Source organism: Saccharothrix saharensis (assembly GCF_006716745.1).
GTDB classification, from domain to species: Bacteria; Actinomycetota; Actinomycetes; order Mycobacteriales; family Pseudonocardiaceae; genus Actinosynnema; species Actinosynnema saharense.
In genome coordinates, this window is record NZ_VFPP01000001.1 from 7075221 (window position 1) to 7096095 (window position 20875).

A 20875-nucleotide genomic window follows, 5' to 3' on the forward strand; every position below is an offset into this window, starting at 1 on the left:
CGCACCCCCGGTATAAAGGCTGACGTGGACCGCAGACCAGTCACGTTGGAAGAGGTCGCGCGGATCGCGGGGGTATCCCGGGCCACGGTGTCCCGGGTCGTCAACGGGGTCGCCACGGTGGACCGTGAGCTGCGCCAAGTCGTGGAGCAGGCGATCTCCACGACCGGCTACACGCCCAACCGCGCGGCGCGTTCGCTCGTCACCCGCCGGGCGGGCGCGATCGGCCTCGTCCTGCCCGAGGAGGGCCGGACCGTGCACGACCCGTACTTCGGCCGGGTGGTCAGCGGCGTGCTGCCGGTGATCCGGCCGCTGGGCGTGCAACTGGTGCTGACCACCGGCGACCACCGCGAGGTGGTGGACGACATCCGCCAGCACCGGCTCGACGGCGTGATCCTCATCCACACCCACGGCGCCGACCCCCTCCCGCGCCAGCTGATCGAGGCCAACCTGCCGGTCGTCCTGGCCGCCCGCCCGGTCCGGCCGATGTCGATCACCTACGTCGACGTGGACCAGGCGGCGGGCGCGGCCCTGGCCGCCGACCACCTCGTGGCGTCGGGCTGCCGGCGGCTGGCCACCATCACCGGCCCCCTGGAAACCCCGGCGGGCCAGGACCGGCTGCGCGGGTTCCGCGAGGCCGCGGCCCGGCACGGCCTGCCCGAGCCGGTGGTGGTGGAAGGCGACTTCTCCCGCGAGGGCGGGGCCGAGGCCGCGCGGCGGCTGCGCGGCGTGGAGCTCGACGGCCTGTTCGTCGCCTCGGACCTGATGGCGACCGGCGCGCTGCCCGTGCTGCGCCACGACGGGCGGCGCGTGCCCGAGGACGTCAAGGTGGTCGGCTTCGACGACAGCAGCCCCGCCACCGAATCCGACCCGCCGCTCACCACGGTGCGCCAACCGGTCGAGGACATGGCCGCCGAGATGGCCCGCCTGCTGGTGGAACGGGTCGAGCGCCCGGACCGCCCGGTCAGCTCGGTCGTGTTCGCGCCGACGCTCGTGATCCGCCGGTCCGGCTGACCGAGCGGTCCCTCCAGTCCCGGCTGACCCACCGGTCCCGCCAGTCCGGCTGAGCCACCGGTCCGCCAGTGCCGCGCGTCCGGCCACCTGTCCCGGGGCCGCCGGTGCAGCCCTGTCCGCCGCCGGGCCGGCCGTTTTCTCCGGCTAACGTGAGAGATGCGGTCCGGGTTGTCACAGGTTGCATGCTTCGCCCGGTCGAGTGAGCGTCAGCGGGGGCGGAGGCTGTCGGTGAGCTGTCGATTACCTGAACGCCGGAACAACGTGCCCGCCGTCGTCCGTTCTGTCCGTTGTGCCGACCGCTGAACTCGCCCCGACCCGTTCCCCGGCCCGCTACGTCGCCCTCGCGGGTGCGGTTGCCGTGGTGCTCACCGTCGCCCTCGTCGGGGGACTGGACCTCTACCGGCTCGGCGAGTCCACGAGGCACCTCCGCCGCACCATCAGCGAGTACGCCCTCGGCCCGCACCGCTGGGTGTTCGACACGGCGGTCCTGTTGCTGGTGGCCGGGTCGGTCGCCATCCTGGCCGTGCTGGTCGCCCGGGGTGTGGCGAGGTGGAACTCGGTGGGCTCCGCGGCGTTCGCCGCGTGGTCGGTCGGCCTGACGTTGGTGGTGATCTTCCCCAAGAACAACTGGGCGATCGGCCCGAGCATGAGCGGCAGCATCCACCGGTTCGGCAGCCTGCTCGCGTTCGTCGCGCTGCCGGTCGCGGCGCTGCTGCTCGCCCGGCCCTGGCGGCGCGACCCGGTGTGGGGAGCGCACGCCCGGTGGACCTTCCGGCTCGGCGTGCTGTCCGCCCTGGCGTTCACGCCGATCCTGTACGCGATCGGCGTGAACGCGGTCGTCGGCACGTCCTGGTGGCGGGTCATCCCGCTCGGGTACGTCGAACGGCTGCTGGTGCTGACCGAGGTGGTCGCCGTGCTGGTCGCGGGACTGTGGGCCATCGCGGTGTCGCGCGGCCAGGCCCGGGGGCGCAGGCCCGGGAGCGGGAGCCCGGGAGCGGGAGCTCAGGAGTACAAGCCGTCCAGCACGTCCTTGTAGCGGCTCTCGATCTCCTTGCGCCGCATCTTCAGACTGGCGGTGAGCGTGCCGTCGTCCACCGAGAAGTCCTTCGGCAGCACGGCGAACTTCTTGATCGTCTCGTGCCGCGCCAGCTTCCGGTTCGCCGCCTCCACGGCCCGCCCGACCTCGGCGTCCGCGTCCAGGTCGGCGGGCGCCAGGTCGGCGTCGACGGTGACCAGCGCGACGCAGTAGTTGCGACCGTCACCGTGCACCAGCACGTTGCCGATGTACGGGCTGCCCGCCTTGACCAGCCCCTCCACCGCCTGCGGCGCGACGTACTTGCCGCCGGAGGTCTTGATCAGCTCCTTCTTGCGGTCGGTGATCCGCAGCCGACCCGCCTCGTCGAGCTCGCCGATGTCGCCGGTGTGCAACCAGCCGTCCCGCAACGTCGCGGCGGTCTCCTCGGGCAGCCCGCGGTAGCCGCGCATGATGCCCCGCCCGCCGATCAGCACCTCGCCGTCGTCGGCGATCCGCACCTCGGTGCCGACCAGCGGCTGACCGACCGTGCCGAGCCGGTTCGCGCCCGGCCGGTTCACGAACGACGCGGCCGACGACTCGGTCAGCCCGTAGCCCTCCAGGATCGTGATCCCGGCCCGGTCGAAGAACTCGCCGACCGGGCGCGACAGCGGCGCCGAGCCGGACACGAAGTACTTCACCCGGCCACCGACCCGCGCCCGCAGCTTGCTGAACACCAGCTTGTCGGCGATCCGGCGCCGCACCTTCCACTCCGGGTGCTCGGCCACCGCCAACGCCCAGTCGAACAGCTTCGCCTTGACGCCGCCGGCCTCGCGCATGGACGCCACGACCCGCTGGTGGATCTTCTCGAAGATCCGCGGCGCGGCGGCCACCACGGTCGGCCGCAGCTCCAGCAGGTTGGCCGCGATCCGGTCCACGTCGCCGTCCACGGCGGTGGGCACGCCGGTCGCCAGCATGCCGACCTGCAGCACCTTGCCGAACGCGTGGGACATCGGCAGCCACAGGAAGTGCAGGTCCTGCGGCGTCAGCACGCCCAGCTCGCGGATCGCCTCGGCGGTGTAGAGCCAGTTGTCGTGGGTCAGCTCGACGCCCTTGGGCGTGCCGGTCGTGCCGGAGGTGTAGATCAACGTGGCCAGCCGGTCGGGGGTCAGCTCGTCCACCATCGCGTCGTAGTCGCCCTCGGCGCGGTCGGGCTCCCAGTCGGTCGTGACGACCTTCGCGTCCACCTTGCCCGCCAGTTCCGGGTCGGCGACGACGAGCACGCTCCCGGAGTCGCGGACGATGTGCGCGACGACGTCCGGCGTGCTGCTCGGGTAGATCGTCGTGGTGACGCCGCCCGCGGCGAGCACGGCCAGGTCGGTCAGGATCCAGTCGACGCTGGTGGTGGCCATGATCGCGACCCTGGCCCCGTCCCGCACGCCGAGCTCGCGGAACCCCAGCGCCCGCCTGCGCACCTGCTCGCCGACCTCGGCCCAGGTCAGCGACGTCCACGTGCCACCGGCGCGGTGGCGCAGGGCCTCGGCGTCCGGGGTCTCCCGCACGCGTTCGCGCAGCAGATCGGGGATGGAACGGGCCACGGTGACCTCCTGGGGGAGCGACGCTCTAGAGCGGTACTCTAGCGCCGTGGGATCGACGGGCCGGCGGGCCGTGCTGGACGCGGCCCTCGCGCTGGTCGACGAGGGCGGGTTGGGCGCGGTCACGATCAGCGCGCTGACCGCCCGTTCCGGCGTCTCCAACGGCAGCGTGTACCACCACTTCGGCAGCCGGGCCGGGGTGTTCGCCGTGCTGTACGGCGAGAGCTTCGCGCACTGCGTGGCGGCGATGCTGCCCGCGCTGGACGCCGGCGACGCCGAGCGTGCCGTGCGTGCCCTGGTGGCGCGGTACCTCGGCTGGGTGGCCGAGCACCCCGGCCGGGCGCGGTTCCTCTACGCCGCGCCGTCCACCGCCGACCCCGCGGTGAAGGCCGAGGTGTTCGAGCCGGTCGCCCGCTGGTTCACCGCCCGGATGGCGGCGGGCGAGCTGCGCGAGATCCCGTTGTGGTCGTTGGACCCCGTGGTGATGGGGCCCGCGCACGAGTGCGCCCGGCGCCACCTGATGGGGTCGCTGGACCTGGCCGTGGCGTCCGATCAGGTCGGTGATGCGGTGTGGGCGGTGGTCGCGCCCGTAGGGTGATCGCATGGCCACTTGGGGCGACCTCGCCGCGTACGTGCACGACACCTACGACGTGATCGCGGAGAACGAGGACGAGATCCGGATCCTGTTCAACTTCGAGCAGTACGACGAGGACGACGAGCGGACGCAGGTGGTCATCCTGGTCCGCGAAGTGCTCGACAAGCTGCACGAGTGGGTGCAGATCGCCTCGCCGATCGGCCTGGCGGCGAACGTCGACCTGCACGCGTTCCTCGCCGAGGTCGGCAACTCGACCATCGCCTGCGGCGCGGCGATCATGGGCGACCACGTGGTGCTGCGGCACTCGTTGCCGCTGTCGGACCTGGACATCCACGAGTTCACCGAGCCGCTGGCGCTGCTCGCGGGCACGGCGGACCGGCTGGAGGAAACGTTCTTCGGCGGCGACGACTACTAGTGCTAAGTTAGCCTCCCCTAAGCTGAGGGAAGGCGCTGCGTGTCCACACGGCCTGTCGCGATCGCCGGGTACGAGTCCATGACCATCCAGGTGCGCGCGGGCCTGGGCGAGCGCCGGCTGGTCGCCGCCGTGCGGTCGTTGTTCGTGCGGCACGAGGTGCTGCGCGCCGAGGGCGTCACGGCCGACTCGTGCGTCCACCGGGTGGTGCTGCCGCCGAGCCTCGTGCCGCTGGCCGCCGTCGAGGACGTGCCGGGTGGCGTGCCGCTGCGCGTGGTGTGGTTCGACGGCGGCGCGTCCGGCCGGATCGTGCTGGCGCTGCGGCGTGACGTGCTCGCCCGCCTGCCGTGGCGCGTGCTGCTGCCCGGCCTGGTGTCGGCGTGGAGCGCGAGCGCCCACCTGCGGGCCCGTCCGACCCCCGTTCCGGTCGTCTGAACCGTTGACAGCGGCTGTCCCGGGGTGCTGTGATCCCACGCAACAGATAGGAAACTTTCCTAACTGAACCGCCGCCACCGTGTTCCACCTCACCCCTGAACCGTGGGAGGCGCCCTGTGGCACCCCGATGGCCCGTACTACCCCTGCTGGTGCCGCTCGTCGCGGCGGTCCTGTCCGTGCCGACGGCCTCGGCGGACGTCGTCGCGGCGGCCGTCACCGAGCACCAGGCGGAGAGCGCGTCGATCTCCAACGGCCTGGTCGAGTCGAACCACGCGGGCTACACCGGCTCCGGCTTCGTCAACTACGACAACGAGACCGGCGCTTACGTCGAGTTCACCGTGACCGCCGCGACCGCCGGTCCGGCGACCCTGTCCTTCCGCTACGCCAACGGCACCGCGGCCGGCCGGCCGGTGAACGTCACGGTCAACGGCTCCGCCGGCGTGAGCGTGGCGTTCCCCCCGACCGGCGCGTGGTCCACGTGGAGCACCGCCGTCGCGACCGTGTCACTGGCCGCCGGCGCGAACCGCGTGCGCGCCACCGCGACCACGTCCACCGGCGGCCCGAACCTCGACCGGCTCGCGGTGGACACCGGCACGTCCGGCGTCGGCCGGCCCGCGGACGTCAACGGGCAGTTGCGGGTGTGCGGCGTGAAGCTGTGCAACCAGTACGGCAAGCCGATCCAGTTGCGCGGCATGAGCACGCACGGCATCCAGTGGTACGCGCAGTGCGTGAAGACGGCGTCGTTGGACGCGCTGGCGAACGACTGGGGCGCGGACGTGCTGCGCATCTCGCTGTACGTGCAGGAAGGCGGGTACGAGACGAACCCGCGCAAGTTCACCGACCTGGTGCACGGCTACATCGAGGAGGCCACCCGGCGCGGCCTCTACGCGCTGGTCGACTGGCACCAGCTCGACCCGGGCGACCCGAACGCGAACATCTCGCTGGCGCGCACGTTCTTCACCGAGGTCGCGCAGCGCCACCGCGACAAGACCAACATCATCTACGACATCGCGAACGAGCCGAACAACGTGTCGTGGGCGGGGATCAAGTCCTACGCCGAGCAGATGATCCCGGTGATCCGGGCGCAGGACCCCGACGGCGTGGTGTTCGTCGGCACGCACGGCTGGGGGTCGCTGGGGATCTCCGACGGGCGCAGCGAGCAGGACATCGTCGCCAACCCGATCAACGCCACGAACTTCATGTACACCTTCCACTTCTACGCGGCGTCGCACCAGGACGAGTACTTCGCCGCGTTGCAGCGGGCGGCGGCGCGGCTGCCGATCTTCGTGACCGAGTTCGGCACCCAGACCTACACCGGTGACGGCGCGAACGACTTCACCTACAGCCAGAAGTACCTCGACTTCCTGGCCGCCAACAAGATCGGCTGGACGAACTGGAACTTCTCCGACGACTTCCGCTCGGGCGCGGTGTTCAAGGAGGGCACCTGCGCGGGTTCCACGTTCGCCGGCACGGGTGTGCTCAAGCCCGCCGGCGTCTGGATCCGCGACCGGATGCGCACCCCGGACGACTTCCCGACGAGCTGACCGCGTCCATGGGGGTACGGCGTGCGCTCCAGATCGCGCACGCCGTACCGCCCTGGGGCTGCTTCCCGGACGCCGCCGCTCCCACCGACGCCTCCCCGGCCGTTCCAGGGTGAGGACGGCGTTCCGCCGCGGCACGGCGTGGCCGGTGGACGCCACGCGGCCTTGAGAGGTCGGTCCGCCGTGCGGGAGCATCGGGGGACGACATCCGGGGGGAACCATGGGTGAGACCGACACGGCGGCCGTGGTGGGTTTGGGCGTCGCCGCGGCGCGCAGCGGCAACGTCGCGGAGGCCGAGGTGTGGTACCGCGCCGCCGCCGACCGCGGTGACGTGGACGGGATGAACCTGCTGGCGTTGCTCTGCGAGGAGCGCGGCGGGTTCGCGGAGGCGCTGCGCTGGTACGGCCGTGCGGCGGCGGTGGGCGACACGGTCGCGATGCACGGCCTGGCCCGCCTGGCGCGGCGGGACGGCCGGCCGGCCGACGCCGAGCGCTGGTACCGGGAAGCCGCCGACCGCGGCGACCGGGACGCCATGCTGGCGCTGGCCGACTCGGGGCCGCCGACGGACGACGGGTGGTACCGCCGTGCCGCCGAGGCGGGCGACCCGCGCGCCCTCGCGGTGCTCGGCACCCGGTTGCGGGCCAGGGGAGAGCTCGCCGAGGCGGAACGCTGGATGCGACGGGCCGTGGAGACGACCGGTGAGCCGTTCTTCATGGTGGAGCTCGGGTCCTTGCTCGCGGAGCGCGGTGACGTCGAGGGGGCGGAGGACTGGCACCGGCGTGCCGCCTCGGCCGGTCACGTCGACGCGATGGCACACCTCGGTGCCGTGCTGGTGACCGGGGGCCGTGCGGGTGAGGCCGAGCAGTGGTACCGGCAGGCGGCCGGAGCCGGTCACCGGTCCGCCATGGCCGACCTCGCGCTGGTGCTGCTGCACCGCGGGGAGGTCGGCGAGGCCGAGGACTGGTGGGAGCGGTCGGCGACCTCGGCCGGGGTCGAGGTGGACCACGACCTGTGGTCCGCCCTGCCACCGCTGGACTCCCGCGCGCTGGAGCGGCGGGAACGCGACGCGGCGACTCGGGGGCTCGTCGTGCTCGGCCTCCTGGCCCGGCGGCGGGAGGACGTAGACGGCGCCGAGCGCTGCTTCCGCCGCGCCGCGGGCGTGGGCAACGCCCAGGCGATGTACGAGCTGGGGATGCTGCTGACCCGCTGGGGCGGCGCCGCCACGCGCGCCGCCGCCCGCCGTCCGGGCCGCCGGGTCGAGCCGTCGTCGGACCAGCCGGGAACCTGGTTCACCCGCGCCGCCGAGGCGGGTCACCCGGACGCGATGGTCAGCCTGTCCGCCCTGCACGGGGGCCGGCCGGAAGGCGACCTGTGGTGGCAGCGCGCCATCGAGGCGCGGCAGGCGGACGCCGCGGCGGCGCCGCACACGCCCGACTGAGCGGCAACGCCCGACCCTCCCGACACGAACGCCGCGCAGGGGGTTCTCGCCCAGGGCACCCCTGTTGTCATCCTGCCGGCGGGGTCCGACGATCCCGGGGGCTCAGGACACGGGCCAGGTGTGCACCGGTTCGTTGCTGTGCATCAGGTCGCGGTACGTGCGCAGCATCCGCCGCAGCGCCTCCGGCCGGTCCAGCGCGGTGTGGTCGTAGTGCCGGTGGAACGTGCGCGCCTGCCACGTCGCCCCGTTCACGCCGGTCAGGCAGCGCTGCTCGATGACACCCAGCAGCCGGTCCCGCTCGGCCGGGTCGACCTTCAGCCGCACCAGCCCCTCGTGCGCCATCGGCAGCAGGCGGCGCAGCACCAGTTCCGCCACCGGCACCGTGCCCAGACCCGGCCAGTACACCTGGGCGTCGATGCCCGACCGCGCGCCCGCCGTGAAGTTCTCCTCCGCCGCGCTGAACGACATCTGCGACCACAGCGGCCGCTCCTCCTCCGCCAGCACGCGCACCAGCCCGTAGTAGAACGCGCCGTTGGCGAGCATGTCGACCACGGTCGGCCCGGCGGGCAGCGTCCGGTTCTCCACCCGCAGGTGCGGCTGGTCGCGCACCACGTCGTACACCGGGCGGTTCCAGCGGTAGATCGTGCCGTTGTGCAGCCGCAGCTCCGCCAACGACGGCGTGTCACCGCGCTCCAGCACCTGCAACGGGTCCTCCTCGTCGCAGATCGGCAGCAACGCCGGGAAGTACCGCACGTTCTCCTCGAACAGGTCGAAGATCGACGTGATCCACCGCTCCCCGAACCACACCCGCGGCCGGACGCCCTGCTCCTTCAGCTCGTCGCTGCGCGTGTCCGTGGCCTGCTGGAACAACGCGATCCGCGTCTCCCGCCACAGCTCCTTGCCCAGCAGGAACGGCGAGTTCGCCCCGATCGCCACCTGCACGCCCGCGATGGCCTGCGCCGCGTTCCAGTACGCCGCGAAGTCCTCCGGCGACACCTGGAGGTGGAACTGCGTGCTGGTGCAGGCCGCTTCCGGCACGATCGAGTCCGCGGTGAGCTGCAGCCGCTCCACCCCGTTGATCGCGATGTGCAGGTCCTCGCCCCGCGCGGCCAGCACCTGCTCGTTGAGCAGCGTGTACCGCGGGTTGCCCGACAGCGCGTCCACCGCCAGGTGCTTCGGCTGCAACGTCGGCAGGATGCCGATCATCACCATGTGCGCGTCGACCTCGCGCGCCTTGTGCTCGGCCTCGTTCAACGACCGCCGCACGACGTCCTCGAACGCCGAGACGCCGCCACCGGTCAACAGCCGCGGCGCGACGTTGATCTCCAGGTTCCACTGGCCGAGCTCGGTCACGAAGTCCGGGTCGGCGATGGCCTCCAGCGCCTCGGCGTTGCGCATCGCCGGGTCGCCCGCGTCGTCGACCAGGTTCAGCTCGATCTCCAACCCGGTGGTCGGCCGGTCGAACTCGAACCGCGACTCGCTCAGCATCCGGGCGAACACGTCCAGGCAGCGGCGCACCTTCGTGCGGTACCGCGTCCGGTCTTCGCGCGTGAACTGCTGTCGCCCGACCTCGTCGCCCATACCGCCGCCCTCCGAACACCCTTGATCAGCGCGCGGGTACCGCGATCGCGGTCACCACAAACCCCTCCCGTGCCAGCCAGCGACCGGTGAACCCGTCCAGCACGACGCCGTCCACCACCGGCGGCTCGATGAGGATCCGCGCGGTGAACGTGCCGTCGTCAGGGTTGATGGTCACCTCCGCATCCTCGAACCCCAGCCACGTCCGCGCCAGCGGGAACCACGCCTTGTAGACGGTCTCCTTCGCGCTGAACAGCAGCCGGTCCCACGCCACCTTGTCGCCCGACGCCCGCAGCTCACCCATCCGGGCCAGCTCGCCGGGCACCGCGATGGCCTCCAGCACGCCGTCCGGGGTCGGCTCGTTCGGCTCGGCGTCGATCCCGACCGTCCACACCTCGGACTTGCGGCCCGCGGCCGCCGCCCGGTAGCCCTTGCAGTGCGTGATGCTGCCCACGACGCCCTCGGGCCACGTCGGCTCGCGCTTCGGGCCGGGCAGCAGCGGCACGGGCGGGAACCCGAGCTCGGCCAGCGCGGTCCGCGCGCAGTGCCGGCCCGTGGTGAACTCCTTGCGCCTCTTGTCCACCGCTCGGGCGATGTGTTCCTCCTCTTCGGGGAACAACATCACCCCCTCGGGGTCGTCGAACCGGTCGACCGCCGCCACGGGCGGCGCGAGCAGGTCCCGGATCATCGCGCGTCCCCCTCACGCAGCACGTCCAGCAGCGGCGCGGCGGTCCAGCCGCGCGGCTGCCACTCACGCGGGTAGCCGAGCGACACCTCGTCGAAGCGGACGCCGTCCTTGCGGATCGTGCGCGGGATGTGCAGGTGCCCGTAGACCATCACCGCCGCGCGGAACCTGAGGTGCCAGTCCGCGGTCCGCTCCGTGCCGCACCACAAGGCGAATTCGGGGTACCGCAGCACGAACGTGGGGTCGCGCACGAGCGGCCAGTGGTTGATCAGCACGGTGCGCAACGACGTGTCCACGGCGCGCAACCGGCGCTCGCTCTCCTCGACCCGTGCCGCGCACCACGCCTCCCGGCTCGGGTACGGGTCGGGGTGCAGGAAGTACTCGTCGGTGCAGATCACACCGGCCTCCTGCGCCACCGCCAGCGCCGACGCCTTGTCCGTCGTGCCCGCCGGCCGGAACGTGTAGTCGTAGAGGGTGAACAGCGGCGCCACGGCCACCGGCCCGCCCGCGCCCTCGAACACGGCGAACTCGTCGTCGGGGGTGAGCACGTCGACGCTGCGGCACAGCTCCACGAGCTGCTTGTAGCGCACCTCGCCGCGGGCCTGCGCCGGGTCGTCCTTCGTGGTCCACAGCTCGTGGTTGCCCGGCGACCAGACCACCTTGGCGAACCGGCCCCGCAGCACGCCCAGCGCCCACTCGACGTCGTCGAACCTCTCCGCGACGTCACCCGCCACGATCAGCCAGTCGTCGGGCGAGTGCGGCCGGATCGCGTCGACGAACTCGCGGTTCTGCTGGTACGTCACGTGCAGGTCGCTGGTGGCGAGGAGTCGCGGCGCAGTGCTCACACCTTCGAGCGTATCCGTGCACAGCCGGTATCGGGGAGCGACCGCTCATCCGCTCGTCGCTCCTGTGTGGCCGTTCGGCGGGGTGCCGGTGTCCGCGTGACGCTGTACCACTCCCGTTCGGCGCGCGTTCCCTTACCAGGCGGCTTCGGTGTTCCTAGCGTGATGGGCATCACGACGTCCTGGGCGGAGGACCTGATGACCAACTACGTACGACCAGCGCAGCCGTTCGGTCGGACGGTGGGCGCGGAGATCGCCCGGCAGGTGCAGCAGCACGCACACCCGGCGGTCGCGCCCAGGCGCACCGACGACGCCGCCCTGGCCATGTTGCTGCGCGCCCGCCAGCGCGGCGACGCCCAGCGGCAGGAGCCGTGGGTGCGCCGGGCGCCCGAAGCGCCACCCCGACCGCCGCACGCCGACGTGATCGAGCAGCTGGCCGTGCGCCTGGTGCCGCCGTCGCTGTGGGCGGTGGTCGAGCCGCTGCTGCCACCCGCGAAGGTGCGCCGCCAGGGCGGCGGCCGGGGCCGGGTGTCCGACCGCGCGATCTTCACCGCGATCGTGTTCGTGCTGACCAGCGGGTGTGCGTGGCGGCACCTGCCACCGACGTTCGGCGTGACCGTGCCGACCGTGCACCGGCGGTTCCAGGAGTGGAGCGAGGCCGGGCTGTGGCCGCGGCTGCGCCGGGTGGCGGTGGACGGCGCGGCCGGTGACGCCGAGTGGCTGCGGCTGGTGCTGGAAGCGGCGGAACGACGCGGCGCGCGTGCCGCGGGCTGAACGGAACGGGGAACGGCGGTGGCCAGGCGGACGTCCCCTTAGCTGAACCGGGACGTCCGCCGCGCCGTTCGTCCCACTGGAGGTGCGATGCCATGGAGTTGTCCAGACGCGAGGTCGCGCTGCTGAAGGCGACCGCCGCGCACCGGGTCGACCTGACCCGCAGCGCCGAGCCCGACGTGCGGGTGGACGGATTGCCGTTCTGCGACCCGACCGCGGCCCGCGCGCTGGTGCACGCGGGCCTGATCGAGGCGGCGACGCCGGTCGCGCCGGGTGACCGGGCACCGGCCCGCCTCACCGCCGCCGGCGCGGAGGCGCTGGGGTTGGCGGCGCTCGCGGCCTGACCGGTCGACCGGTGCACCGTCAAGCGGTTCACTGGGGTCATGACGCCAGTCCACGTGACCGCGGTCGAGGGCCCCGCCGACGTGCCGCCGGCCGTGTTCCTGCACGGGGTGCTGAGCTGGGGCTCGGACGACACCTACGGCTTCGGCCACCAGCGCCCGCTCGGCGCGCACCGGCGGCTGCTCCTGGTCGACCGCCGCGGCCACGGCGGGAGCCCCGACCTCGACGGCCCCCACCGCACCGACTACGAGGTGGACGCGTCGGACGCCGTCGCCCTGCTGGCCGGGGGAGCCCACCTGGTCGGCCACTCCTACGGCGCGGTCGCCGCGATGCTCGCCGCCGCCGCCAGACCCGAACTGGTGCGCTCGCTGTGCCTGATCCAACCGGGCGCGCTGCGCCCCGCCGAGTCGCACCCGGCCGTCGCCGAGGCCCTGACCCGCGCCCGTGCGGCCACCGGCGGCCTGCCACCGGACCTGACCCCACGGGACTACCTGCGGCTGTCCACCGAGTCCGTCGGCATGCCCACCCCGGAGCCGACCCCGGCCCGCCTGCGCGCCGCCCGCACGACCATGGCCGAACGGCCGTGCTGGGACGCCGACGTGCCCCTGGACCGGCTGGCCACCGCCCCGTTCCCGGCCCTGGTGATCCGCGGCGACTGGTCGGGCGCCCCCGAGGAGTACCGGCGCCTGGCGGGCCTCCCCCTCCAGGCCGCCGCCGAGGTGATCGCCGACCGGATCGGCGCCACCCTGCTGACCGTCCCCGGCTTCTACCCGCACGTCCAACAACCGACCGCGGTCAACGCCGCGCTCGCCGACCTGTGGGCCCGCGCCGACGCCTCCCGGCCGGGCAGGCGCAGGTCGGGCGTCACGCGTGCACGCCCGCCTGGTACTTCGGCACCCGCACGCTGATCTTCGTCCCCAGCCCCTGGGCCGTTTCCACGACCAGGCCGTAGTCGTCGCCGTAGCACCGGCGCAGCCGCTCGTCGATGTTCCCCAGCCCTATCCCGGCGGTCGCGCCGACCTGGCCCGCCAGCGTCCGGCGCAGGGCTTCGGGGTCCATGCCGATGCCGTCGTCCTCGATGGTGATGTGCGCTTCCTCGCCCGCGTCCGCCGCCAGGATCGAGATGTGCCCCGGCCCGACCTTGCCCTCCATCCCGTGCCGCACGGCGTTCTCCACCAGCGGCTGCAGGCACAGGAACGGCACGGTCACCGGCAGGACCTCCGGCGCGATCTGCAACGTCACCTTCAGCCGCTCGCCGAACCGGGCCCGTTCCAGCGCCAGGTACTGGTCGATCGACTTCAGCTCCTCCGACAACGTGGTGAAGTCACCCGCCCGGCGGAACGAGTAGCGGGTGAAGTCGGCGAAGTCCAGCAGCAGGGTGCGAGCGCGCTCGGGGTCCGTGCGCACGTAAGAAGCGATGGCGGACAACGAGTTGTAGATGAAGTGCGGCGAGATCTGCGCCCGCAGCGCCCGCACCTCCGCCTCCACCAGCCGGGTCCGCGAACGGTCCAGCTCGGCCAGTTCGAGCTGGCCCGACGCCCACCTCGCCACCTCGTTCGTCGCCCGCACCAACCCGGCCGACGCCTCCCGGCTGTACGCCGCCAGCACGCCGACCACCCGCCCCTCCACGGTCAGCGGCGCGAGGACGGCCGTGTGCACCGGGCAGTCGGGCGCGGAGCAGGTGATGTCGAACGCCCGCGTGCGGCCGGTCTCGAAGACGTCCGCGGCCAGGCCCATCGCCTCGGTGGCGTGGTGCTCGCCGTCGCCCTCCCAGGCCACCACCTCGGTCTCGTCGGTCAACGCCAGGGCGGGCGTGCCGAGCAGGGTCCGCAGGTGCTTGGCCGACTTCTTCGCCGCCTCCGGCACCAGCCCGGCGCGCAGCGGGGGAGCGGCGGACCACGCGGTGTGCAGCGTCTCGAACGTGATGCGCTGCTCGTGGGTGAGGAAGTCGTTGCGGGTGCGGGACGTCCACCACAGCGTGATCACCACGGCCAGGCCGACGACCAGGATCGCGCCCGCCGTCCACAGCGCGGTCACAACCGGTCCTGACTGCGCAGACCCAGGTTCTCCGGCGCGTGCAAGCGCACCATGACGTGGTTCACCCCCGGCGGCACCCTGCGCGGCGTCAGCAGCGACACCGCGTACATCACGACGAAGCCCAACGGCACGGTCCACGCGGCGGGCCGGGCGAGGAACACGTGGTACCACGCGCCGCCGCCGCGCGAGCTGATCGTCACCAGCCCGGCCACCAGCGCGGGCAGGCCGCCCGCGACCATCCCGGCCACCGCGCCCACCGTGGTGATGCGCGTGCTCCAGATGCCCAGCACCAGCAACGGGCACAGCGACGACGCGGCCACCGCGAACGCCAGGCCGACCATGTCCGCCACCGGCACCTTGCCCACCAGCCACGTCATGCCCAACGGCACCAGCACGGCCAGCACCGTCGACATCCGGAACCCGCGCACACCGCGCCACCGCAGCACGTCCCGGCTCAGCACGCCGGCCAGCGACACCATCAGGCCCGACGACGTGGACAGGAACGCGGCGAACGCCCCACCGGCCACCAGCGCGCCCAGCAGCTGCCCGCCCAGCCCGTCGATCATCCGGCTCGGCAGCACCAGCACCACCGCGTCCGTGTCACCGGTCATCAGCAGCTCCGGCGTGTAGAGCCGGCCGAGCGCGCCGTAGATCGGCGGCATCAGGTAGAACACGCCCAGCAGGCCCAGCACGATCAACGTCGTGCGCCGCGCCGCCCGTCCGTTCGGGTTGGTGTAGAAGCGCACGATCACGTGCGGCAGGCCCATCGTCCCCAGGAACGTGGCGATGATCAGCGAGTACACCGCGTACAGGGGGAACCGCTCACCGCCGCGCATCGGCAGCGCCCACACGTCGTCGGTGTTCGACGGGATCGACAGCACGTGCGGCACGGCCGCGCCCTCGGGGAACGTCAACCGCGTCCCGGCGGCCACCGTGTGCCGGCCGGCCGTGAGCTCGCCGCCGCCGTCGACCCGGTGCCCGTCCACCCGGCCCGTGCCGCTGTAGACCGTCGACTCCGGTGCGTCGAACGCCGTGTCCGAGTCGAACGTGACGGTCGTCTGCTTCGGGAACTCCGGGAAGCCCGGCCCGGTCAGGTCCCGCGCGCCGTGCGCGTGCCAGGCGATCACCAGGAACACCACCGGCACCGCGATCGCGGTCAGCTTGAGCCAGTACTGGAACGCCTGCACGAACGTGATGCTGCGCATCCCGCCGGAGATCACGTTCGTGGTGACGACCACCGCGACCACCAGCGCGCCCACCCAGTCCGGCGCGCCCGTCACCGTGTTCAGCGTGAGCCCCGCGCCCTGCAACTGGGGCAGCAGGTACAGCCAGCCGATGCCCAGCGCGAACCCGCTCGCCACCGCGCGCACCGCCGGCGACGCGAACCGCGCCTCGGCGAAGTCCGGCAGCGTGTACGCGCCGCTGCGCCGCAGGGGAGCGGCGACCAGCGCGAGCAGCACCAGGTAGCCCGCCGTGTAGCCGACCGGGAACCACAGCATGTCCGGCCCGTGCGCGAAGATCAGCCCGGCGATGCCGACGAACGACGCCGCCGACAGGTACTCGCCGCCGATCGCGGAGGCGTTCCACCACGGCGAGACGGTGCGCGAGGCGACGAAGAAGTCCGACGTCGTGCGCGAGATCCGCAGCCCGTACGTGCCCACCAGCATGGTGCCGACCGCGACGACCAGCACGGCGACTATGCCGTACCCACTGCTCACGAACGTTCCACCAGTTCGGCGAACTCCCGCTCGCTGCGCTCGGCCTGGCGCACGTAGAACCAGCCCGCGAGCACGAACACCGGGAACACCAGGACACCGAGCAGCAGCCACGGCAGCGGCAGGCCCAGCAGCCGTTGCGCGCCGACCTGCGGAGCGAGCGTGAACACCAGGGGCAGCGCCGCCACGCTCCCGCACACGACCGCGCACAGCAGCAGCCCGAGCCGCCGCTGGGTCCGGATCAGCGACCGCATGTAGACCGCGCCCAGCTCGCTCTGCTCGTCGATCTCGCGGGACGCGGGGTAGGGGCGGGGGGCGCGCGGTGCGCGGGTGCGCGGGCTCGTCACCACGACCCGCTGGGTGGGCGGTCGCTGCGGCGAGGTCACGACGGCTGCCGGTTGCGGCGCACCAGCAGCTGCCGGAGGTGCCGGGCGTGCCGCCGGCTGACCGGCAGCACCGCGCCGCCGATGTTCACGCTCAGGTGGCCGTCCTCCAGCCGCAGCTCGTCGATGTGGCCGAGCGACACGAGGTGGCTGCGGTGGATGCGCACGAACCCGGCGGAGCGCCACCGCTCCTCCAGCCCGTTGAGGGCGGCGCGGACCAATCCGCTGCCGGTGGCCGTGTGCAGGCGGGCGTAATCGCCGTGCGCCTCGACGTACCGGATGTCGGCCAGGCGGATGAAGCGGGTGATGCCGCCGAGTTCGACCGGAATGACTTCGTCGCCCACGTCGGGCGTTTTCTCGGCGGGCGCGGCGGACGTCGTTTCCGGCGCCTTGGAATCGAGGACTTCGTGCACGATCCGGTGCACGGACTCGGCCAGCCGTTCCGCGCGGACCGGTTTGAGCAGGTAATCGAGCGCTTTCAGCTCGAATGCCTCGACCGCGGGTTCCTGGTGCGCGGTGACGAAGACGATGCGGGGCGGTTGGGCGAAGCGGGACAGCACCCGGGCCAGGTCCAGCCCGTCGAGGCCGGGCATGCGGATGTCGAGGAACACGGCGTCGACCGGCTGACCGGCGTCCATGGCGCGGTGCAGCGTGCGCAGCGCCTTCGTCGCGTCCGTGACGGCTTCGACGTGGGCGACGCGCGGGTCGGAGCGCAGCAGGTAGACGAGGTCCTCCAGCGCGGGGGCCTCGTCGTCCACGGCGAGCACCCTCAGTGTTCGCTCGAGCGCGCCTCGGCGCTCCGGGCCCTCGCAGAGAGGGCAGGGAAGTCCTGAGGTCATGGAGTTCCAATGCGGTGTGGTCGGCAGCGTCGGCGATTAGACCACCGGACGCCTATCCTCACCCTTCGGGGTGGCCAAGGGCAATGACCGGCGCGCGGCCTGGGCGTCGCCGAGGGTCATCTCCAGCTCGAGGAACGCCTCCTCGGCCCGCCGCGCGGCCAGCGCGACCGAGGCCGCGGCGGCGCTGCCGACCAGCCGGCGCGTCGGCTCGTGCAGCCCGCGCACCACGTCCGACCACTCGTTGGCGACCCGCGCCAGCTCCGTCAGCGCGCAGACCAATTCGGCGGGAGTGCGCGGCGCCGGCTCCGCGATCCGCGCCAGGTCGACGTGCGGACCGGAATTCATGAAACCCCCACGGGTAGAGCCGCCGAACCATCGAAACCCGATGCTCTCGTTCACCGACCACGCGGTCAACGACCCGGAGGAGTGGTCTCAATTGGCCCCGAATTCCGCGTGTCGAACCTCCAGGTCCCGAGTGTCGTACGTTCGCGTCCCGAGTGTCCTACGTTCAGGACCCCCGAGTTCAACGTTCAGGTACCCCATCGGCCGACCTGAGCGTTGAACTCGGGGTGCCTGGACGTAGGACACTCCGGACCTGAGGGTTCGACACTCGGGGCCTGGGGGTTCGACTCACGGGGTGGTCAGGGTGGACAGGGCGGTGGTGGCGGCGGAGGCGCAGTCGGTGAAGCCCGAACGGGTGGCCAGGTCGTGGGCGACGCGGGCGTGGCGGACGGCTTCCGCGCGGCGGCCGTCGGTGGCCAGCGCGTGCACCAGGTGGACGTGCGAGCGGATGACGCCGTAGCGGAAGTCCGACGACGTCGCCAGCTCCAACGCGCGCAGGTGGGCCGCCACGGCACGGGCCGGTTCACCCAGGTGGCGCAGCACCAGGCCGAGCGAGTTGTGCACCTCCGACTCGATGCGCGGACTGCCGCCCAGCTCCTGCACCAGCGCCAGCGACCGCTGCGCCGCCCGCAACGCCTCCGCGTGCTCCCCGCCCAGGCACAACGCCGCCGCCAGGTGCGCCATCGCCTCCGCCCGCGCGTGCCGCGCCCCCGTCCGGTGCCACGCCGCCAGCGCGTGCCGCAGCAGCTCCACGCCCCGCGCGTGCTCACCGGCCGCCGCGTGGCACCGCCCGAGCAGCGACGCGCACGCCGCCTCCAGGTTCACCCCGGCCGCCGCACGCGCCAGCTCCAGCCCTTCCGCCAGCAACGCCCGCGCCACCGCCGGCTCGCCGCGCATCATCCGCACCGCGCCGAGCCCCGCCAACGCGCCGATCCGCACGTGCGGCCCGGCCCCCGCCTCCTCGCTCAACGCCATCATCCGCTCGAACACCGCCGACGCCGCCGCCAGCTCGCCCAGCTCCAGGTGCACGACCCCGTCCAGCCCGGCGTGCAGCCACGCCGTCCGCCCGGACGGCCGCGCCGACCGCAGGTACCGCTGCGCCGCCCGCGGGTCGCCCAGGTTGCGGTGCTCGGCCGCGAGCCACACCAGCATCAACGTCTCCGCGTCGTGGTCCCCCGCCGCACGCGCCGCACCCAGCGCGGCGTCGATCGCGTGCACGAACTCCACGTGGTGCCCGTGCGAGCCGAAGTACCCGCCGACCGCGTCGATCAGCCGCCACGCCATCGGCAGCGGACCGTGCGCCGCGCAGTGCTCGGTCGCCGCCAGCACGCTGGGCCGTTCCGCGGCCAGCCACGCCCTGGCCTCGTCCGGCCCCAGCCGCGGCGGCCCGGACACGCCCAGCTCCGGGTACAGCACGTCGCCCACCTCGACCGCCGTGCGCAGGTACCAGTCGAACAACCGCCGCCGCGCCGCGTCCAGGTCCTCGCCCGCCGCCCCGGCGCGGTCGGCCGCGTAGTCGTGCAGCAGGTCGTGCAGCCCGAACCGGTCCGCGCCGACCCGCTGCACGAGGTGCGCCGACGCCAGGTCCTCCAGCAGCCCCCGCGCCACGTCCTCGGACGCGTCCAGCAGCGCCGCCGCCCCGAACACGCTGAAGTCCGGCCCCGGCAGCAGCCCCGCCAACCGGAACAGCCGCGCCGCGTCCGGCGTCAACGCCGCGTACGACAGGTCGAACGCCCGCCGCACCGCCGCCGTGTCGTCGTTGTCCACCGCCAGCGCGGCCAGCCGGTCACCGCCGCGCAGCTCCTCCACGTACGACGCGACGTCCACGTGCGACGAACCGACCAGGTTGCCCAGCGCGATCCGCAGCGCCAGCGGCAGGTACCCGCACAGCCGGGCCAGCTCGCCGAGCGCGTCGAACTGCGCCACGGCCGCCTCCGACCCCAGCGACCGGGCCAGCAGCTTCCACGCCTCGTCGCCCCGCAGCACGTCCAGCCGCACCGTCGTGGCCCTCAACCGCAGCTCGTTGCGGCTGGTCACCAGCACCGAGCAGCCGGGGTCGCCGGGCAGCAGCGGCAGCACCTGGTCCACCGACGCGGCGTTGTCCAGCGTGATCAGCACCCGCCTGCCGCGCAGCCGGGCCCGGTAGCCGCGGACCAGCTCGTCGGTGTCCACCGGGATGTGGTCGGCCCGCACGCCCATCGCCCGCAGGAACCGCGCCAGCACGGCGGACGTCGGCAGCGGCGGCGACGTGGAGTGCCCGCGCAGGTTCACGTACAACTGGCCGTCGGGGTAGCGGTCGCGCACCGCGTGCCCCACCGAGGTGGCGAGCGCCGTCTTGCCCACGCCCGGCGGCCCGCACACGACCACGGTCGCCGTGCCGCCCGTCAGCAGCCCCTTCACCCGGGTCAGCTCCGCGCCGCGGCCCACGAAGTTGCCGACCGGCGCGGGCAGCTGCGACACCGGCGCCCACGTGCTCGCGGCGGGCTGCTGCAACGCCGGGTCGCCGGTGAGGATCGCGTGGTGCACCGCGCGCAGCGAGTCGCTGGGGTCCACGCCCAGCTCGCGCGCCAACGCCGTGGACGCCTGCCGGTAGGCGTCCAGCGCCTCGGCCTGCCGGTCCACCCGGTACAGCGCCACCATGAGCTGCGACCAGAACCGCTCCCGCAGCGGGTGCTGCGCGGTCAGCCGGCGCAGGTCGGCGATCACCTCGTCGCACCGCCCCAGCCGCAGCTTCACGTCCACCAGCTCGGAGGTCACCCGCAGCCGCTGCTCGGCCAGGCCGGGCGCCTCGGTCTCGTGCAGCGACTCCGACGGCACGTCGGCCAGCGGCGGGCCGTGCCAGCACCCCAGCGCCCGCTCGTAGGCACGGGCGGCGGCGCCGAGGTCGTCGGCGGCGGCCAGCTTCGCGCCCTCCTCGGCCGCTCCCTCGAACCGGTGGAGGTCCAGCGCACCCGGCGGCAGGTCGATCCGGTAGCCGGTCGGCGTGGTGTGGATCAGCGGTGGTTCGCCGAGCGCGCGTCGCAACCGCATCACGTACACCGGCAGCGTCTGCGCGGCCCGGTCCGGCGGCGTCTCGCCCCAGACCCGGCGGATCAGGTCGGTGGCGGGCACCGAGCGGTTGGCGTCCAGCAGCAGGGTGGCCAGGACGATGCGGTGCTTGGCGGCGGTGACCGGGACCGAGCGGCCGTTCCGGCGTACCACGAGGGACCCCAGCACGCCGAACTCGTCCTGCGACAGGGTCAACCGCCTCCGCTCCGTCCCGACGTCTGACATGCTCCAACCCCGGTCCGCGCCGGAGTACC

Annotated in this window: 19 protein-coding genes and 1 pseudogene; 10 read left to right on the forward strand and 10 right to left on the reverse strand. The window is 73.2% G+C overall.

What is annotated here, in order from left to right; translation table 11 throughout:
- Positions 1-24 precede the first annotated feature (24 nt).
- Both FHX81_RS32370 and FHX81_RS32375 read left to right on the forward strand, forming a co-directional pair.
- A complete protein-coding gene (locus FHX81_RS32370; RefSeq protein WP_211363619.1) occupies positions 25-1011 on the forward strand; it encodes a LacI family DNA-binding transcriptional regulator in 987 nt (328 codons plus the stop codon).
- 289 nt (positions 1012-1300) lie between these two features.
- Positions 1301-2047: a DUF998 domain-containing protein gene (locus tag FHX81_RS32375; protein ID WP_141982314.1), complete on the forward strand. Its 747-nt coding sequence runs from the start codon at positions 1301-1303 to the stop codon at positions 2045-2047.
- Here the strand turns inward: FHX81_RS32375 and FHX81_RS32380 are convergent.
- The gene (locus tag FHX81_RS32380; protein WP_141982315.1) at positions 2014-3621 is read right to left on the reverse strand and encodes an AMP-dependent synthetase/ligase; all 1608 of its coding nucleotides are present in this window, start codon (positions 3619-3621) and stop codon (positions 2014-2016) included. The genes FHX81_RS32375 and FHX81_RS32380 overlap by 34 nt on opposite strands.
- Positions 3622-3667: 46 nt before the next feature.
- Here FHX81_RS32380 and FHX81_RS32385 point away from each other — a divergent pair, with 46 nt between their 5' ends.
- The 5 genes from FHX81_RS32385 to FHX81_RS32405 all read left to right on the forward strand — a co-directional run bounded on the left by FHX81_RS32385 (position 3668) and on the right by FHX81_RS32405 (position 8039).
- Positions 3668-4216 carry a TetR/AcrR family transcriptional regulator gene (locus FHX81_RS32385; RefSeq protein WP_170232247.1) on the forward strand — a complete coding sequence of 183 codons (549 nt, stop codon included), beginning with the start codon at positions 3668-3670 and terminating at the stop codon, positions 4214-4216.
- 4 nt (positions 4217-4220) lie between these two features.
- Complete coding sequence (locus FHX81_RS32390) at positions 4221-4628, forward strand: hypothetical protein (RefSeq protein WP_053721705.1); 408 nt, start codon at positions 4221-4223, stop codon at positions 4626-4628.
- Positions 4629-4667: 39 nt separating this feature from the next.
- Positions 4668-5060: a condensation domain-containing protein gene (locus tag FHX81_RS32395; RefSeq protein WP_141982317.1), complete on the forward strand. Its 393-nt coding sequence runs from the start codon at positions 4668-4670 to the stop codon at positions 5058-5060.
- Between the two features lie 116 nt (positions 5061-5176).
- On the forward strand, positions 5177-6604 hold the full coding sequence (locus FHX81_RS32400; protein ID WP_246108079.1) for a cellulase family glycosylhydrolase: 1428 nt from the start codon (positions 5177-5179) through the stop codon (positions 6602-6604).
- A 217-nt stretch (positions 6605-6821) separates the two neighbouring features.
- Entirely contained in the window at positions 6822-8039 is a 1218-nt protein-coding gene (locus FHX81_RS32405) for an SEL1-like repeat protein (RefSeq protein ID WP_141982319.1), read from the forward strand.
- Positions 8040-8141: 102 nt separating this feature from the next.
- Here the strand turns inward: FHX81_RS32405 and FHX81_RS32410 are convergent, their stop codons facing one another.
- Genes FHX81_RS32410 through FHX81_RS32420 form a run of 3 tightly spaced genes read right to left on the reverse strand, consistent with a single transcriptional unit; the run spans position 8142 to position 11147 of the window.
- The gene (locus tag FHX81_RS32410) at positions 8142-9620 is read right to left on the reverse strand and encodes a glutamate-cysteine ligase family protein (protein WP_141982321.1); all 1479 of its coding nucleotides are present in this window, start codon (positions 9618-9620) and stop codon (positions 8142-8144) included.
- Between the two features lie 25 nt (positions 9621-9645).
- Positions 9646-10305 carry a 4'-phosphopantetheinyl transferase family protein gene (locus FHX81_RS32415; protein ID WP_141982323.1) on the reverse strand — a complete coding sequence of 220 codons (660 nt, stop codon included), beginning with the start codon at positions 10303-10305 and terminating at the stop codon, positions 9646-9648.
- On the reverse strand, positions 10302-11147 hold the full coding sequence (locus tag FHX81_RS32420) for a metallophosphoesterase family protein (protein ID WP_141982325.1): 846 nt from the start codon (positions 11145-11147) through the stop codon (positions 10302-10304). Before FHX81_RS32420 ends, FHX81_RS32415 begins: the two co-directional genes overlap by 4 nt.
- Before the next feature lie 417 nt (positions 11148-11564).
- On the opposite strand from FHX81_RS32420, the pseudogene FHX81_RS42295 reads away from it, so the two are divergent.
- From FHX81_RS42295 to FHX81_RS32435, 3 genes and pseudogenes are all read left to right on the forward strand, one after another.
- Positions 11565-11906, forward strand: a pseudogene (locus FHX81_RS42295) (transposase); the annotation flags it as partial.
- A gap of 104 nt (positions 11907-12010) precedes the next feature.
- Positions 12011-12259 carry a hypothetical protein gene (locus FHX81_RS32430; protein WP_141982329.1) on the forward strand — a complete coding sequence of 83 codons (249 nt, stop codon included), beginning with the start codon at positions 12011-12013 and terminating at the stop codon, positions 12257-12259.
- A 39-nt stretch (positions 12260-12298) separates the two neighbouring features.
- Positions 12299-13165 carry an alpha/beta fold hydrolase gene (locus FHX81_RS32435; RefSeq protein WP_141982331.1) on the forward strand — a complete coding sequence of 289 codons (867 nt, stop codon included), beginning with the start codon at positions 12299-12301 and terminating at the stop codon, positions 13163-13165.
- Here FHX81_RS32435 and FHX81_RS32440 read toward each other — a convergent pair.
- The 6 genes from FHX81_RS32440 to FHX81_RS32465 all read right to left on the reverse strand — a co-directional run bounded on the left by FHX81_RS32440 (position 13122) and on the right by FHX81_RS32465 (position 20846).
- The gene (locus FHX81_RS32440) at positions 13122-14294 is read right to left on the reverse strand and encodes a histidine kinase (RefSeq protein WP_170232249.1); all 1173 of its coding nucleotides are present in this window, start codon (positions 14292-14294) and stop codon (positions 13122-13124) included. The two genes, FHX81_RS32435 and FHX81_RS32440, sit on opposite strands and share 44 nt — an antisense overlap.
- On the reverse strand, positions 14291-16012 hold the full coding sequence (locus tag FHX81_RS32445) for a sodium/solute symporter (RefSeq protein ID WP_141982332.1): 1722 nt from the start codon (positions 16010-16012) through the stop codon (positions 14291-14293). Before FHX81_RS32445 ends, FHX81_RS32440 begins: the two co-directional genes overlap by 4 nt.
- Positions 16009-16395: a DUF485 domain-containing protein gene (locus tag FHX81_RS32450; protein WP_141982334.1), complete on the reverse strand. Its 387-nt coding sequence runs from the start codon at positions 16393-16395 to the stop codon at positions 16009-16011. The genes FHX81_RS32445 and FHX81_RS32450 overlap by 4 nt, the downstream gene beginning before the upstream one ends.
- The gene (locus FHX81_RS32455; RefSeq protein ID WP_141982336.1) at positions 16392-17231 is read right to left on the reverse strand and encodes a LytR/AlgR family response regulator transcription factor; all 840 of its coding nucleotides are present in this window, start codon (positions 17229-17231) and stop codon (positions 16392-16394) included. The genes FHX81_RS32450 and FHX81_RS32455 overlap by 4 nt, the downstream gene beginning before the upstream one ends.
- 36 nt (positions 17232-17267) lie before the next feature.
- The gene (locus FHX81_RS32460) at positions 17268-17576 is read right to left on the reverse strand and encodes a hypothetical protein (RefSeq protein WP_141982338.1); all 309 of its coding nucleotides are present in this window, start codon (positions 17574-17576) and stop codon (positions 17268-17270) included.
- A gap of 285 nt (positions 17577-17861) precedes the next feature.
- A complete protein-coding gene (locus FHX81_RS32465; protein ID WP_246108080.1) occupies positions 17862-20846 on the reverse strand; it encodes an AfsR/SARP family transcriptional regulator in 2985 nt (994 codons plus the stop codon).
- Between the last annotated feature and the right edge of the window lie 29 nt (positions 20847-20875).